Below are 14,959 nucleotides of genomic sequence, written 5' to 3' on the forward strand. Positions count from 1 at the left end.
TGCTGTAAAACTCTGTCAAAGGGGCGGGGGGTGATAGAGAGACGTATGTGCTTTGGTGCTCCTATAGTGCTACAGGGAGCTGTGTTTTTATTTAATTGTTTGAAATTAATGAGTTAAATTTACCTGTGCTCCCAGTCCATCATCGGCGCGATGCTGAAACGCCTGGATGGCTCACCGGGCCGGCTCTGGTCTGCCTTGGCTGTCAGTGCTGTCGGGGTCGGGACTTGGGTGTTTTCCATCGGCTGACCGGTCTGTCCGTTGCTGTGATTCTGATGGCGCTTCCGGGACCGTCATCGGCCCTGAAGTATTCGGGCCCAAGTCTACCAGTTCATCGGCCTGCTTTGCCCGTTGTCGTTGCCTTGAGGCGTAGGCAATAGCCGAAGCCTGCCCCCGCCCGGGCAGCGCTGTCAGGCCGGACTGCTATCGGACGAGCGTTCCGGAGTTGTCGGCTCCGGCTCCTTGGCTTCCTCCAGGAGCCAGTCCATGAAATGCCGGACGGCAGGTCTCGGGTTTGGGTGGGAGAAGAGCCAGTAGGCGCGCGAGGTGTTGGACGGTGAATCAAACAGGATCTCGAGTGTGCCATTGGTCAGTTCGTACTCAATCAGCCGGGGAGGGCACAGGGCGATGCCCTGGCCGGCAATGGCGGCCGAACTCAGCAGGTTGAAATCCTGATAGAACACGCCCCGATCCAGATGGCTCGGGTTCAGCCCCTGATTCTGGAACCAGTTGCGCCAGGGCGCAGAGGTCTCATCGTGGAGTATGTCCAGCCTGAGCAGATCCCTGGGGTGTTCGATGGGATTCACGGTCTGCAGGTAGAGCGGGCTGGCCACGGGCAGGGTATCGCCGGCGAACAGGCGCTGCTTGTCGAATCGTGAGGCGGGTTCGCCGTCGTACCAGGTGATCTGTATATCCACGTCCGGCGGAACCTCGGTCCTCGACACATCAATGTACTGAAAGCTGATGGCGTAATCCGGGTAACGGGCCCGGAAACGGTTGAGTCTGGGGATCAGCCAGCGCACCGCGATGGACGGCAGGCAGATGATCCTCAGTTGTTCCAGATGCTTTTCGGTGGTGATGTTGTCCACGGCTTCATCAATAATCTCGAATCCTTCGGCCAGCTGGAAGGCCAACTGCTCACCGCTTGGCGTCAGCCGGATGCCCCGGCCTTTCTTCTCCAGTAACTGTATCTGCAGATTTTCCTCAAGCCGCCGTAGCTGGTGGCTCACAGCCGACTGGGTAATGTGCAGCACTTCGCCGGCAGCCCGCAGACTGCCCAGGCGTGCGACCACTTCGAAGGTTTTCAGGGAGGAAAAGCTGGGACGTGGCATAGATGACTCAAATTCAAGTGATGGCTCAATATTAATCAATTTTCATTAGTTTTTCTTGAGGATAGTGTAGCAGCCACCTCGTAAAAACACGCATAAAACCAGTCCGGCTCCGGTGCCTGACTGACAACAACTCCACAAGAGGTGAGCCATGAGCACATCCGTTATCATTTCTTTCGCGATATACCTGTTGATGATGCTGGGTATCGGGATCTATTTTTATCGGAAAACCACCAATCTTTCCGATTACGTGCTGGGCGGTCGGAACCTGCCACCCAGCGTTGCCGCACTCAGTGCCGGCGCCTCCGATCTCAGCGGGTGGGCCCTGATGGGGCTGCCCGGTGCCATCTTTACCGGCGGTTTTGGCCAGGCCTGGATTGCGGTCTGGACCCTGGTTGGTGTTTACATCAACTGGACACTGATTGCCGAGCGGCTCCGGGTGTTTACTGAAAAAGCCGGCAATGCCCTGACAGTGCCGGATTACCTGGAAGCCCGTTTTGTCGACAGGCAACGGGTTCTGCGTACGGTGTCCTCCGTAGTGATGCTGGTCTTCTTCACCTTTTATGTGTCGGCCGGGCTGGTCGGTGGTGCGCTGCTGTTTGAGAGCCTGTTCGATCTGGATTATTCCATCGCCCTTTGGGTCGGTGCGGCGGTCATTATGTCCTATACCTTCCTCGGTGGCTTCTCGGCTGCGTCCTGGACCGACCTGATCCAGGGCCTGATGATGGCCGGAGCCCTGTTTGTTGTGGCTGTCATGACGCTGTTCGCACTGGCCAACGGTGAGACGGCGGCGACCGCCCCCGAGAACGTAGCCAATCTGCCGGGCTGGACCGAGGACCTGACACTGCTGGGCATGATTTCCCTGGCGGGCTGGGCCATTGGCTACTGTGGTCAGCCCCACGTCGTGGTCCGGTTCATGGCACTGCGTCGCCGGGAGGATGTCCGTGTCTCTCGCCGTATTGCTCTGGTGTGGTCCACCATCACCATGGCGTCTGCGGTTGCTGTTGGAGCTGTGGGCTACTACTGGTTCGGCGGTGTGCTGGATGACAGCGAGCGGGTCTTTATCGTCCTGGCCGATACCATGCTGAACCCCTGGGTTGCCGGTTTTGTTCTGGCCGGGGTGCTGGCTGCCATCATGAGCACCATCGATTCCCAGTTGCTGGTGTGTTCCTCTGCCATTGCCGAAGACATCTACCGTGGCCTGATCCGCCCCAATGCTGACCAGAAAGAACTGGTATGGCTGAGCCGTTTCAGTGTTGTTGCGGTGGCCCTGCTGGCGGCGGTGATGGGCATGAACCCGGAGAGCAGTATCCTGGATCTGGTGTCCTATGCCTGGGGTGGCTTCGGCGCCGCGTTTGGCCCGGTCATCCTGTTCTCGCTGTTCTGGCGTGGCATGAATCGGAACGGGGCCATTGCAGGCCTGGTCATCGGGGCCGCTACGGTCGCGATCTGGAAGCCGCTGACCGGCGGCCCTGCCGGTCTGTTCGATATCTTTGAAGTGGTGCCGGGCTTTGTACTGTCGTCCCTGGCTGTTGTTGGCATCAGCCTGCTGACCAACGGTGATCGTGAAGCCCGCAAGTTTGATGGCCTGATGGCCGAGTTCAACAAACCGGCCGATGCCGAACACTGATTCCGGGAGAACTGAACAATGTCTGATGTACCTGCTGCTTACCAGGCAACCAAAGGCTCGGTGCTGGATGTCAACAAAGCCTTCTACGACTCGCTGACCCAGGCCAACACCGAACGCGAACTGGTGGCTACGCACACCGTCCCCATGCGGGACGGGCTGGCCTGGACCGTGCCCGCCGGGCACGTGTTCCGGGTGAAGATTACCGATGGGCCCCAGGTGGGCGACTTCAACATGTGGAGCCTGCACAATCCCCGGGAACGCATGTGGGCGTCCCGGACCCGGCAGTTGCAGCGGGCCCATGTGAGCACCTATGACCGGCTCTGGTCGACATTGCCTTACCTGCGCCCCATGGCGACGATTATTGACGATACCCTGGCCGATTATGGTGTTGATGAAGAGGGCGGGCGCGTACACGACCTGCTGGGAACCCGCTGCGATCCCTACGTCAACCGGCTGCTGACCGGTGAGGATTTCGATTTCCACTGCCACTCCAACCTGGTTCGTGCTGTGGAGCCCTATGGTCTGACGGAACTGGATGTGCACGACGTGCTGAATATCTTCCAGTGCACCGGGCTGAACAGTGACGACCAGTACTTCATGAAGGCCTGTCCGGCGGATAAGGGCGACTATCTGGAGTTTTTCGCTGAAATTGATCTGCTCTGCGCCATGTCGTGCTGCCCCGGGGGGGATCTGTCGGTGGATCTGTGGGGGGAGAACGCCCGTGACCCGCTGCAGACCTGTAACCCGCTGGGTGTTGAGGTCTACCGCCCGAAACAGGAACTGCTGGCTAACTGGCGTTCACCGGAATATGCCCCCTATAAGGGGCGGCATGGCCGGCGGAGTCCGGACGTGGACTGGGCTGCCAGGAAACAACAGGGCTGTTGCTGACGATGGCCGGCCTGCCAGTGTCAGGTTTGAAGCCGCCGCGGCTCCGGCCTATGATCGGGCCAGCCGGTAAGCCTCAGGGGACAGGTGAGAAACGATGAATGGATGCCCACGTATTGAAAATGCAGGTGTCGGGGCCTGGCTGGTTCGCCTTTTTGATGCCATTGAGGACCGGAACCTGCCCTGGATCATGGCCCTGTCCCGCCGATGTGAGTCGGCATTCGGGGCCGCGCTGGTTGATCTTGTGCCTTCGTACACCACCTTACTGGTTCAGTATGATCCTGTGTGCATGCAGCCTGAGCAGGCTCGGGAACGGCTGATCGCGCTTCTGGCCGATCTGGAACCCGAGGACATGGACACGAATGAGCCCGTCAAGGAGTTGCCCGTCTGGTATGACCCGTCGGTTGGACCGGAACTGCCGAGTGTGGCGTCTGACAAGCACATGACGGTGGCGGAACTGATAGACCGGCACACCGCGCCGGTCTATCGGGTGTTTGCGCTGGGCTTTGCCCCCGGCTTCGGCTTTATGGGCTCGGTGGACCCGAAACTGGAGACCGCCCGGCTGGCCAGCCCCAGGAAGCGGGTTTGTCCGGGCAGCGTGGCTATTGCCGGAACCCAGACCTCGGCCTATCCCACCATGTCGCCCGGGGGCTGGAACCTGATTGGCCGGACTCCCACGGTGCTGTTTGACCGCAACCGGGAGCCGATGAGTTTCCTGCAGGTCGGCGACAGGGTACGGATGATGCCGGTCAGCCGGGAGGAGTTTATCCGTCTGGGCGGTGATCCCAGCCCGCAGGAGGAGAGCTGATCATGGCCACGGCAAGACAGGGCATGGAGGTCATTCAGGCCGGGCCCATGGCGTCGGTTCAGGACGCCGGGCGGTACGGTGTCCGTCGTTTCGGCATCACCCAGGGCGGCGCCGCCGACCTGCACGGCTGGGCCTGGGCAAACTGGCTGGTGGGTAATCCGTTTGGCTCGGCTGCCCTGGAGATCACGTTTGGCGGGCTGAAACTGAAAGCGACAGCGGAGCTTGTGGTGGGCCTGGCCGGTGCGGACCTTGGCGCCACGGTGGATGGTGAACCGGTCGCTCCCTGGAGCGCCTTCCGGCTCGGGGTGGGGCAGGTGCTGGCATTTCAGGCACCCCGCGATGGCCTGCGGGCCTACCTGGCTGTGGCGGGAGGTTTCGTTGTAGAGCGGGTTCTCGGCAGTCTCTCCTGTGTTGTCCGGGAAGGGCTCGGTGGTCATGATGGCAGGGGGCATGCCCTGGCCCATGGTGACAGTTTGTTCGTAGGCCCTGACGCGGGCAATGCCGGGATTGAGCCAAAGACCGTTCCGACAGACCAGCGCCCGGATTACGCCAATCCCGGCTCCCTCGATTTTGTGCTGGGGGCCCAGGCGGGTGAATTCCGGGGCCTGAGCCTGTTTGATTTCTTCAACCGTGACTGGATCGTGGATAGCCGGTCCGACCGGATGGGCATCCGGTTGCAGGGCCCCGGGCTGAGTTGCGCCATGCCGACCATGATCTCCGAGGGACTGGCGCTCGGGGCTGTCCAGGTACCACCGGACGGCCAGCCCATTGTATTGCTGAATGACCGGCAGACGATCGGCGGTTATCCCAGGCTGGGCACCCTGTCGCCCCTGGCCTGTAGCCGTCTGGCCCAGTGCCTGCCGGGCAGTCATATACGCTTCCGGCCGGTACCGCTGACGCGGGCCCACAACCAGTACGTCCGGTTTCTTCAGCAGTTCCGGTAATCCTCCGTCACTCGGCGCCAGCCAGACTGGTTGTCACTGGCTGGTGGTCAAAACACCCCGTTTTTAGCGGAAGATTGTCAAACATTTTAAATTCCGCATTTTTAGGTGGTTAGAGACACGTAATTGACTTACTTTATTCCCCTCTTTTATCAACAGGGTTTTGGTTATGTCTTTTATGGATAGTCTCCTGTCTAACATCAATGGCATTGAAGTCGGTATCGACATTGCGACCAGCATTACGATTATCGTGTCGTTGATTGCACTGGTTATGGAGTCCCGCCGTCAGGCCCGGCGGGATCGTGAAAAGGGCATCGATCAGAATGCCCGGAATGTGGCGGCCAGCCAGCTTGCCGGGATGATTTCCAGCCTGTCCGAGGTATTTATTAACCAGGTGGTTCGTACCGGGCAGGAGTATGAAAGTAAAATCGATGTGTTCTTTGAGGACGGTGGCGAAGACCGTCTGATGGACCGCATTCGTGGCAATGAGCAGTTTCTGGGGGACCGAAAGGGCGAACTGTCGGTGCTCCGGGATTCCATCGGTGATTTTTTTGAGAGCCTGCACGCCCTGAAGTACCAGATTTTCCCGGTGCTGGATTCCCTCGACGAGGGGGATCGATTCATCAAGGCAATGAAGTCGGAAATCCAGGACATCGCGCGCCAGCACTCCAGGCTGGGCGCCGGCTATCTGGCCCTGATCGGCGAATATGAAGCGTTCTGTGACTCACTGCTCGGCACCGAGGAGGACGTAACCAGTGAGCAGTTCCGGATGGCGATGTCCATCGTCTGTGATCTTGATTACTGGGAGTGGGTCAAGCTCTTTGTTGACGATGAGGAGCGGGAACTCTGCCAGGAAGTGATCCGGCAGAAACAGTACGACCATGACGTGATCAAGCGGGTGATTGCGGCCCTGTTCAACCTCACCCGTCAGAACCATCTTTACCTGAATACCTACATCTATGCTCTGGCTTCCCGGCAGGTCCAGGAAGCACGCATGGAATGCAAGGATGTGCTCTGTAATCTGAGTGCCATCTACCACATGCTGATCTGCAAGGATTCCGACATGGATCTGGGCGAAGTGATCGAGCGATACAAGAGCGATAACTACTTCGCATTGCAGCGGGAAATTCGCTAAAACCCCTCCTGCCGGGCTCAGTCCGAGCCCGGCATTTCGCGGGAGGGGCGGCCCACGTGGAAGCCCTGGGCATAATCAATTCCCACGGATCTCACCATCTCCAGCACCTCCTCGTTTTCCACAAACTCTGCCACGGTCTTCAGCTCGAGCTGTTTGGCCAGGTCCGAGATGCTCACAACAAAGGCCTTGTCTCGTGGGTCATTGACCATGTTGGCGATGAACTCGCCTTCAATCTTCACGAAGTCGATGGGCAGGTACTTCAGGTAATGGAAGGACGAGAAGCCTGATCCGAAATCGTCAATGGCCAACAGATAGCCAGCATCTTTCAGGCTGCGTACGAAGTTTTCCAGCAGTCCCATGTTTTTCACCGTGTCCCGCTCGGTGATCTCGAACACGATACGGCCGGGATCCATCTCATACTGTTTGACCAGCTCGTGGAGCTTGTGCAGGAAGTCCCGGACCAGAATCGAACGGGGCGACAGGTTAATGAACAGCAGCCCGCCATAACCGGTGTCCCGTACCCGCTGGAAGGCTTTCTCCATGACGATGTAATCCATCAGGTGGACCTTGCCCATGGATTCGGCAATTTCGATGAACTCGCCGGCGGTCATCAGTGTGTCGTCCGGCAACTGCAACCGGCTCAGAACCTCCACTGCAAACGGGTCGTCACCATTGGGCTGGATCGGCTGGAATACCGGCACCACACTGCGGTGTTCTATGGCATCGTTGACCAGGACCATTTTCTGGTTCAGGTCATTGAAGATATCTGCGACGTCTTCCTTGTCGGGCAGGCTGATGCGGTTCTTGCCCTGGCTCTTGGACCGGTACATCAGGTTGTCCACGAACATGAACAGGTCTTTCCGGTTATCGGCATGCTCCGGGAACAGGCCGGCGCCGATGGAGCCGGTGACCCGGACAACGCCGCCGCCTGAGGTTTCCAGTGCGAAATTCTGCATGGTTTCCAGCAGCCGGTCACAGACCTTCTTGGCCTGGGCCATGCCGGTTTCCGGCAGGATAACCACGAACTCGTCGCCGCCGTAGCGGGCCAGGATGTCGCCGGTACGGAGCATCCGGTTCATGGCCATGGAGAGCTGGCGGAGCAGCTTGTCGCCCATGGCGTGCCCGTAGCCGTCGTTGATGGCTTTGAAGTTGTCGAGATCAATCATGACCAGCGCTACCTGATAGTCGTGTCGCTGACTGCGGTCCAGTTCGTAGTCCAGCAACTCCCAGAACATTCGCTGGTTGTACAGGTTGGTCAGTGGGTCGCGGGTGGCGTAGTACTCAAGGTCCCGGGTGTACTTGTAGATGGCCTTCACCGAACCAACCACATTCAGAAGAGTGGACAGAATGCTCTCCAGAACCAGTACTTTGGTGCTGTCTTTGACGATGTCGGCATGAACGCCAATACCGACGATGCCGCCGATTTTCGGGGTTTCCACCAGCAGGGATTTGGTCTGCAGTTCGATTTCGGCCGGGGCAAGCTCCAGGGGTGGGCCGTCAGTGTGGACGCTGTTGTGGTGGATGATCACCTCGCCGGGCAGGGCAAAGTGGCTGTTGCCCTGCAGACGTTTGCGGATGGCATCCTCCATCATTTCGCGGGTTTTTGCAGCAGGCGGTTTCAGCCAGAAAATCTCAAGGTCGAAGACTTCGTCATCGACCTTGAAGATTGAGAACATGGTGTAGATCTGGATCACCTGATTGATGTCCAGCATCAGCATGTTGATGTATTCCCGCCAGTCCCTGACCACTTCTGAGGTGATCACGAATTTCTCCAGCAGGCGGATTTCGAACTCCAGCAGATCCTTGTCCACCGCGATGCCCCTGAGGCGATCGGCCAGGGTCTCAACCTGGGAGAAAATCTGGTTCAACTCGTGAAAGCCCAGGTCTTCATTTCCGCGGGACAGGCTGCCGAGGTCGTCCAGAGAGTCCACTCGGGTAATGCGTTTACTCAGCTCCTCCACGGAGTGGTTGACGCGCAGCGTCACCGTCCTGACGGCCCAGAAGCCGAACAGTGCCGGCAGCGGTGACAACAGCAGCAGATAGTAGAGCAGGTTGCCGTTGGCGATTTCCAACTGGCGGGTCAGGTCCTGTTTCACTTCGATGACGCCCAGTGTGTCACCGAGGCTGGCATTGGTGTGACACGCCAGGCAGTTTTCTCTGGCTTGCAGGGGATGCAGGTACCGCTGTCTGTCATCGCTGTACCGTTCGATCTTCTTGCCTTCGTCCATGGCCTGACGGATCAGACTGTCCATCGCTGGTTGATCGATGTAGCCGTAGAGTTCGCTGACCGTTTCGCCGCGATAGACCATCACGTTCATGCTGGTGGCAGGGGCATCCTCCGGCTGCGACAGCTGCGCCATGAACTGTTCGAGCTGGCTGCGGGTCCAGCCCTGGCTCATCACGAGATACATGGAATTGAACGTGTTTTCCGCCACCGACTGGGCGATTTCCTGGGCGCTGTCACGGACACTGGCCTGATAGGCCTGCCGGCAGACAAACAGCAGGATCAGAAAGCCAATTGCGGAAAAGAGAAAGGTCCGGTTAAGAAGGTAACGTCGGATCGTCGGTGCGTTTCTGGTCATGCAGACAGGGCTCTTTTTTATTCACTTGTGGCCGATTCTACGGACTTCACTGTGGCTGATCCTGGCCAACGGGGTCTGTTTTGACGCTCATCAAAGGATTGCCCCCGGAACGGGGGAGATTTCACAAGTCTTTGACAATTGGTGGGAAAATTGTCGAGGAGTCGGGCCAGACCATTTTATCTGCCTGGCTCCTGGCAGGGCCGGGAGGTACACTGGAGATTGTTTGAACACTATCAAATTATCGGCGGGAGGAGAGTATAATGCCGGTTGTTGTCCAGGCCCTTTTTCCGGTTTTCGCCCTGATCCTGCTGGGCCACCTGCTTCGGCGTGTGGGATTCCCGGCCCCGGAATTCTGGCCCCAGGCGGAACGTTTTACCTACTACGTGCTGTTTCCGACGATGCTGGTGTTCAAGCTTGGCCAGGCCCGTCTGCCGGCTTCCGCCTATGGCGATACCGCGCTTCTGATCGGGTCCATGCTGCTGGCGATGACGCTGGCCCTGGCCCTGGCCCAGGCTTTCTGGCGCTGGCCGGGGCCGGTGTTTTCCTCGGTATACCAGGGAGCCATCCGGTTCAACTCCTACGTCGGTCTGGCCGCTGGTGGCATGCTGCTGGGCGATGAAGGGCTGTCGCTGACTGCGATAGCCGTGGCGGTCATGGTGCCGCTGCTCAATCTTCTGTGCATCGTGATGTTCGCCCTGGTCGCGGACGATGGCCGTATCCAGGCCGGCAAGGTTTTGAAAGCCATCGTCACCAATCCATTGATCGTCGGGTCAGTGGTCGGCGTGCTCTGGGGGTATTTCCGGATTGGTTTTCATCCGCTGCTGGCGGGTGTTCTGGAACCCCTCAGCAATCTGGCGTTGCCCATGGGGCTGATGACCGTTGGCGCCGGGCTGCAACTGAGTGCGCTGCGGGGCAGCGTCGCCGCTTTTATGGTGTCATCGGTCCTGAAGCTGGTGGCCTTTCCGCTGATGACGGTGGGGCTGGCCCGGTTTTTCGGGCTGGAGGGTATGCTGGTCAATGTCGCCGTTTTGCTGGCGACATTGCCGACAGCAACGTCCGCCTACATCCTTGCCCGCCAGTTGGGTGGCGATGCCCCCCTGATGGCGGGCATTATCAGTGGCCAGACCCTGCTGGCCATGATTTCCGTACCGTTAATGCTCAGCCTGCTCTGGTAGGCACTGCATCACAGCATTGGCAATGCTCTGCTGGAACTGGATGTAGCCTTCCCGGCTGGGCTCGATGTCGGTCGCCAGGGCATCCCAGGTACTGAATGTCACGTCCATGTCTTCGGTTATGGAGTGCCACCATTGCCGGTTGAACTGGGGCTCGGTGAGCAGGCAGGGCTGATTGGCCTGTCGCAACTGCTCCTGGACTTCCGCAATGTGGCGCGCGCCGGGCGAGAGCTCCGGATTCAGGGTCAGCAGGCCTTCAAGATTAAGGCCATAGTGCTCGGCAAAGTGATTAAAAGCGCTGTGGTAGGCGAACAGGCTGATCCCTGAAACCGCTTCGAGCTGCTCCTGGATGGTGCGTTCGGTGGCAGTCAGCTGTTGTTGGAAGCTGGCCAGGTTGGCGTCGAGCTGTTGTTGGTCCAGACCCTCTACGGTTTCAAGCCGTTCACGGATGGTATGGGCCATCTCCAGGGCCATGTCCGGGTCTACCCATATGTGTGGGTCTTCACCCTCTCCGTGGTTGTGTCCGTGGTCCTGGTGGCCATCGTGGTCAGCCGCAGCGTCCCCGTGATGGTCCGTCGCCTCTTCGTGATGGTGAGCTTCGTCGTGGTGGTCCTCATGATGCTCTTCGTGACCATCATGATGGTCTTCATGCGATTCATGAGCATGGTCATGGTCGTTGGCTGTCTTCTCGACGGCCATGAAGGCGACCGCACGGGCCTCAAACTCCGGCCCGGTCAGTAACCGTGCCAGGAAGGTTTCCAGCTCCGGCCCGACCCAGAAAATGGCATCAGCCCGATCCAGTGCCCGGCGTTGGGAAGGCTTCATGCTGTAGTTGTGGGGGTTGGACCCGGGAGGCACCAGAGTGGTGACCTCGGCGCTGTCTCCGGCCACCGCCTTGACCAGTAGCGCCAGGGGTTTGACGGATGTGACAATCTCAGCGGCGTTGGCCGGTGCGGCGATAACCGATGTCGCCAGCCCGAGGGCCAGAGCGGTGTTTCTGAAAGCCATGATGGTGGGATTCTCCGGTACCGTGTGTGAAACGTTATAATATAACTTAACGGGTTGCTTCTGCAAAAGGCGGTCATGCGAAAGCCCTCGATGGTCGCTATAATGCGCCTTTTATCAATCGGCCACTTATTTTCAGGATGGTTTCATGACAGTACGTACCCGAATCGCTCCGTCACCCACCGGTGATCCTCACGTTGGTACCGCCTACGTGGCCCTGTTCAATCTCTGTTTCGCCCGACAGCACGGCGGCCAGTTCATCCTGCGGATTGAAGACACCGACCAGGTGCGCAGCACGGCGGAATCCGAGCGGGATATTCTCCGGGCCCTGCGCTGGCTGGGGCTTAACTGGGACGAGGGCCCGGATGTGGGTGGCCCTCATGGTCCTTACCGTCAGTCCGAGCGCAAGCACATGTATGCCCAGTACGCTGAAGACCTGGTCACTGCCGGACACGCGTTTTACTGTTTCCGGACGCCCGAAGAGCTGGATGCCATCCGGGAAGAGCGCAAGGCCAACGGTATGAACCCGGGGATCAAAGGGGATCTGGAACTCCCGGAAGAGGAGGTCAAGCGCAGGCTCGACGCCGGCGACCCCTATGTGATCCGTATGAAGGTTCCGGAAGATGGCGTCTGTGAGATCCAGGACATGCTGCGGGGCACGATTGAGATCGACTGGGCGCAGGTGGACTGTCAGATTCTGCTCAAATCCGATGGCATGCCTACGTATCATCTGGCCAATGTGGTGGATGATCACCTGATGGGGATCACCCATGTTATGCGGGGCGAGGAGTGGATCAACTCCGCGCCCAAGCACAAACTGCTGTACCAGTATTTCGACTGGGACATGCCGGAGTTGTGCCACCTGCCGCTGTTACGCAACCCGGACAAGAGCAAACTGTCCAAGCGCAAGAACCCGACCAGCATCAACTTCTATGAGCGCATGGGCTTTCTGCCGGAGGCGGTCACCAACTACCTGGGGCGCATGGGCTGGTCCATGCCGGACGAGCGCGAGAAGTTCACCCTGGATGAGATGATCGAGAACTTTGACATCCAACGCGTGTCCCTCGGCGGGCCGGTGTTCGACGTGGAGAAGCTGCGCTGGCTCAATGGTCAATGGATCCGAGAGGAACTGAGCGATGACCAGTTCGTCGAGCGCATGCGCCAGTGGTGGTTCAATGAAGACGCGCTGAAAGCCCTGGTACCCCATATCAAGGGCAGGGCAGAAGTCTTTTCCGATGTGGCGCCCATGGCCGGGTTCATGTTCTCCGGCATGCTGGACCTCAAGCCCGAAGACTTTGAGCACAAGAAGCTGGAGGAGGCGCAGGTCAAGCGGGTCCTGCAGTTTGCGCTCTGGAAGCTGGAAGCCCAGCGCCACTGGAGCAAAGACACGATCTTTGCCGATATCAAGGCTCTGGCCAAGGCGATGGACCTCAAGATGGGCGATTTCATGTTCCCGATCTTTGTGGCGATTGCCGGTACCCCCAACTCCTGGTCGGTGATGGATTCCATGGCGCTACTGGGGCCGGACATGACCCGCTCACGCTTGCGTTCGGCGCTCCAGACCCTGGGTGGATTTTCCAAAAAAGAGACCAAAAAAGTGGAGAAGGAATACGCTGCTCTGGGCGTTTAATCGCCAGTTTGATCAATGAGTAAGCGGCCTGAACAGGGACGTTCAGAAAAATGAAAAAAAATGGAAATTGGGTGTTGACGCCCCCGGGGTGGATCCTTAATATACGCATCCGTTGAGGGGCCATAGCTCAGCTGGGAGAGCGCAACACTGGCAGTGTTGAGGTCAGCGGTTCGATCCCGCTTGGCTCCACCAATTTCTAGTCCCCTTCGTCTAGTGGCCTAGGACTCCGCCCTTTCACGGCGGCAACAGGGGTTCGAACCCCCTAGGGGACGCCAATTCGGCCTAGCGGTTTAGTCCACCGCGAAGCCATCAAAAAAACCGCCTTCGGGCGGTTTTTTTGTATCTGTCTTTCGGGCAGGGAGGCCGCCACCGGTGCGCGGCCGATGGGCTCAGCGAAGTGCGATCGCGCCCTTGCCCACCCCTTCGTATGCCTGGACACGAATCTGGCTGTCCGGGAATTGTGCTTTCAGGGTGTCCGCGATGTGGGCGGCGATGAATTCGACGGTACTGTCTGAGCGCAGCATGTAGACCCGGCGTTCTGGCAGTGTGAGGGCGAATTCTCCCTGGTTGGCCTCGTACTCGAACGTTATGTACGCCGTGCCGTCATCCGTTACAAACCGGCGAACCACGTCCTCTTCTGTGCCCACATAGATATCCTGCCACTGACGGGCCCAACGATTTTCCAGTTCGTAATCACGGCGGCCGTCCCGGTCGATCCGGATGGGGGAGCGGTGGCCATGGGCAATGCGCTGGCAGTTGCCCAGGTGTTTCTTCAGACCATGGACGTAGTGGTAGTAGGCGCCTTCGATCACGTCTTCGCGCAGATGGATTTCCACGGACGTGACATTGCCTGGCAAGACTGCCCGAAGTTCGGATTCCAGCAGCTGCGCCACGGCGGAAGGCACAACCCGCTCGGCGGACAGCCACACGACGGCTTCATCCGGAGCCCGGTGCTCAATGAACGTACCGTCGGTCAGGTTCCAGCGAAAGGTGTCAGGCGCGTCTTCGGTCCAGTTCAGGCCCTCGTATCCGCGGGGCACGACAAGCCGGTGGTCCACCCGTTCATCAATCACCCGCTTGATGGTGCGCTTGACGTTGCTGAAGTCGAACAGCATGCCCTGTTCATCCAGTTCGCCGCCCAGGATGACGTCGGCAATCCAGCTTTCACCCACCAGTCCCCGGGCGGGGTCCAGGTAGGCGAAGTCAATGACGGTGAGGTTGTCGACGAAAAGGTGATCCATGAAAATCCGGCCTGCTGTGATTCGGTGGGTGCAGGCCGGATTCTATCAAAAATCCGGGGTTCAGGCAGGAGAGTTCGGGGGCTGCTCGCTGGGTTTCGGGTTCAGCTGTTCCCAGGATTTCATGTAGACATCGGCCTCGTACTGATAGGGGGAACGAAAGGGCGTCAGCACCAGGTCAAAGACCAGGAAGAAGCTGCCGATGGACAGCCAGCCAACCACCAGGTTGCTGACGGCGGTTGCCTGTTGCTCCGGGTTGGCGCCGACAAATCCCTGCAGTAACTGGATCAGGTCGGACGCCATGACCACGGGGTTGAAGCTGGACAGCACGAAGGGCAGCCAGAACGCGATGACCACAGGGAAAAAACCGTAGGACCAGAGGAGCCGGCGGAGCGAATAGATCGCCATTTCCTTCCAGTAGCGCTTGCGCAACTCCGGAACCTTGCGGAGATTCTCGAGGTAACGGCGGCGCTCGTCCCACCAGGCGGCGACCTCCGGAGCGTCGATGTGGTGCGGTTTCCGTGTATTCTCTGTCATGTACTGGCAGGCTACCTTGTTATTTCCGTTCCGTGCATCATATCCGATACTACGTGTTACCCTCTAATTCT

12 protein-coding genes and 2 tRNA genes are annotated in these 14,959 nt (G+C 58.9%); 9 read left to right on the forward strand and 5 right to left on the reverse strand.

Annotation, left to right across the window (positions count from 1 at the left end; translation table 11 throughout):
* Nucleotides 1–407: 407 nt before the first annotated feature.
* Nucleotides 408–1,328 carry a LysR substrate-binding domain-containing protein gene (locus tag HNR38_RS14155; protein WP_183705451.1) on the reverse strand — a complete coding sequence of 307 codons (921 nt, stop codon included), beginning with the start codon at nucleotides 1,326–1,328 and terminating at the stop codon, nucleotides 408–410.
* A gap of 148 nt (nucleotides 1,329–1,476) precedes the next feature.
* Between HNR38_RS14155 and putP the strand changes: the two genes are divergently transcribed.
* The 5 genes from putP (at nucleotide 1,477) to HNR38_RS14180 (ending at nucleotide 6,724) form a co-directional block, all read left to right on the forward strand.
* Nucleotides 1,477–2,955 carry a sodium/proline symporter PutP gene (gene putP / locus HNR38_RS14160; protein ID WP_183705453.1) on the forward strand — a complete coding sequence of 493 codons (1,479 nt, stop codon included), beginning with the start codon at nucleotides 1,477–1,479 and terminating at the stop codon, nucleotides 2,953–2,955.
* A gap of 18 nt (nucleotides 2,956–2,973) precedes the next feature.
* Complete coding sequence (locus HNR38_RS14165; protein WP_183705455.1) at nucleotides 2,974–3,843, forward strand: urea carboxylase-associated family protein; 870 nt, start codon at nucleotides 2,974–2,976, stop codon at nucleotides 3,841–3,843.
* Between the two features lie 94 nt (nucleotides 3,844–3,937).
* Nucleotides 3,938–4,648: a 5-oxoprolinase subunit B family protein gene (locus tag HNR38_RS14170; protein ID WP_183705457.1), complete on the forward strand. Its 711-nt coding sequence runs from the start codon at nucleotides 3,938–3,940 to the stop codon at nucleotides 4,646–4,648.
* 2 nt (nucleotides 4,649–4,650) lie between these two features.
* Nucleotides 4,651–5,592 (forward strand): 5-oxoprolinase subunit C family protein, encoded by a 942-nt coding sequence (locus HNR38_RS14175; protein WP_183705459.1) that lies wholly within the window; start codon nucleotides 4,651–4,653, stop codon nucleotides 5,590–5,592.
* Nucleotides 5,593–5,758: 166 nt separating this feature from the next.
* Nucleotides 5,759–6,724, forward strand: a complete 966-nt coding sequence (locus HNR38_RS14180; protein WP_183705461.1) for a hypothetical protein — start codon at nucleotides 5,759–5,761, stop codon at nucleotides 6,722–6,724.
* A 17-nt stretch (nucleotides 6,725–6,741) separates the two neighbouring features.
* Here HNR38_RS14180 and HNR38_RS14185 read toward each other — a convergent pair whose 3' ends face one another.
* Entirely contained in the window at nucleotides 6,742–9,306 is a 2,565-nt protein-coding gene (locus HNR38_RS14185) for a putative bifunctional diguanylate cyclase/phosphodiesterase (protein WP_183705463.1), read from the reverse strand.
* 260 nt (nucleotides 9,307–9,566) lie between these two features.
* Between HNR38_RS14185 and HNR38_RS14190 the strand changes: the two genes are divergently transcribed.
* Nucleotides 9,567–10,481 (forward strand): AEC family transporter, encoded by a 915-nt coding sequence (locus HNR38_RS14190; RefSeq protein WP_183705465.1) that lies wholly within the window; start codon nucleotides 9,567–9,569, stop codon nucleotides 10,479–10,481.
* On the opposite strand, the gene HNR38_RS14195 is transcribed toward HNR38_RS14190, so the two are convergent.
* Nucleotides 10,458–11,486 (reverse strand): zinc ABC transporter substrate-binding protein, encoded by a 1,029-nt coding sequence (locus HNR38_RS14195; RefSeq protein WP_183705473.1) that lies wholly within the window; start codon nucleotides 11,484–11,486, stop codon nucleotides 10,458–10,460. The genes HNR38_RS14190 and HNR38_RS14195 overlap by 24 nt on opposite strands.
* A 145-nt stretch (nucleotides 11,487–11,631) precedes the next feature.
* On the opposite strand from HNR38_RS14195, the gene gltX reads away from it, so the two are divergent.
* The 3 genes from gltX to HNR38_RS14210 all read left to right on the forward strand — a co-directional run bounded on the left by gltX (nucleotide 11,632) and on the right by HNR38_RS14210 (nucleotide 13,388).
* Nucleotides 11,632–13,113 (forward strand): glutamate--tRNA ligase, encoded by a 1,482-nt coding sequence (gene gltX / locus HNR38_RS14200; RefSeq protein WP_183705475.1) that lies wholly within the window; start codon nucleotides 11,632–11,634, stop codon nucleotides 13,111–13,113.
* Nucleotides 13,114–13,229: 116 nt separating this feature from the next.
* Nucleotides 13,230–13,305: transfer RNA gene (locus HNR38_RS14205), tRNA-Ala, on the forward strand.
* A 7-nt stretch (nucleotides 13,306–13,312) separates the two neighbouring features.
* Nucleotides 13,313–13,388: transfer RNA gene (locus tag HNR38_RS14210), tRNA-Glu, on the forward strand.
* Between the two features lie 114 nt (nucleotides 13,389–13,502).
* Here HNR38_RS14210 and HNR38_RS14215 read toward each other — a convergent pair.
* Together HNR38_RS14215 and HNR38_RS14220 are read right to left on the reverse strand one after the other, a co-directional pair.
* The gene (locus tag HNR38_RS14215; RefSeq protein WP_183705477.1) at nucleotides 13,503–14,354 is read right to left on the reverse strand and encodes a 6-pyruvoyl trahydropterin synthase family protein; all 852 of its coding nucleotides are present in this window, start codon (nucleotides 14,352–14,354) and stop codon (nucleotides 13,503–13,505) included.
* Nucleotides 14,355–14,414: 60 nt separating this feature from the next.
* Entirely contained in the window at nucleotides 14,415–14,888 is a 474-nt protein-coding gene (locus HNR38_RS14220) for a hypothetical protein (protein ID WP_183705479.1), read from the reverse strand.
* Nucleotides 14,889–14,959: the final 71 nt, after the last annotated feature.

Origin of the sequence: Marinobacter oulmenensis (assembly GCF_014201735.1) — a bacterium.
In the GTDB taxonomy this organism is placed as follows: Bacteria; Pseudomonadota; Gammaproteobacteria; order Pseudomonadales; family Oleiphilaceae; genus Marinobacter; species Marinobacter oulmenensis.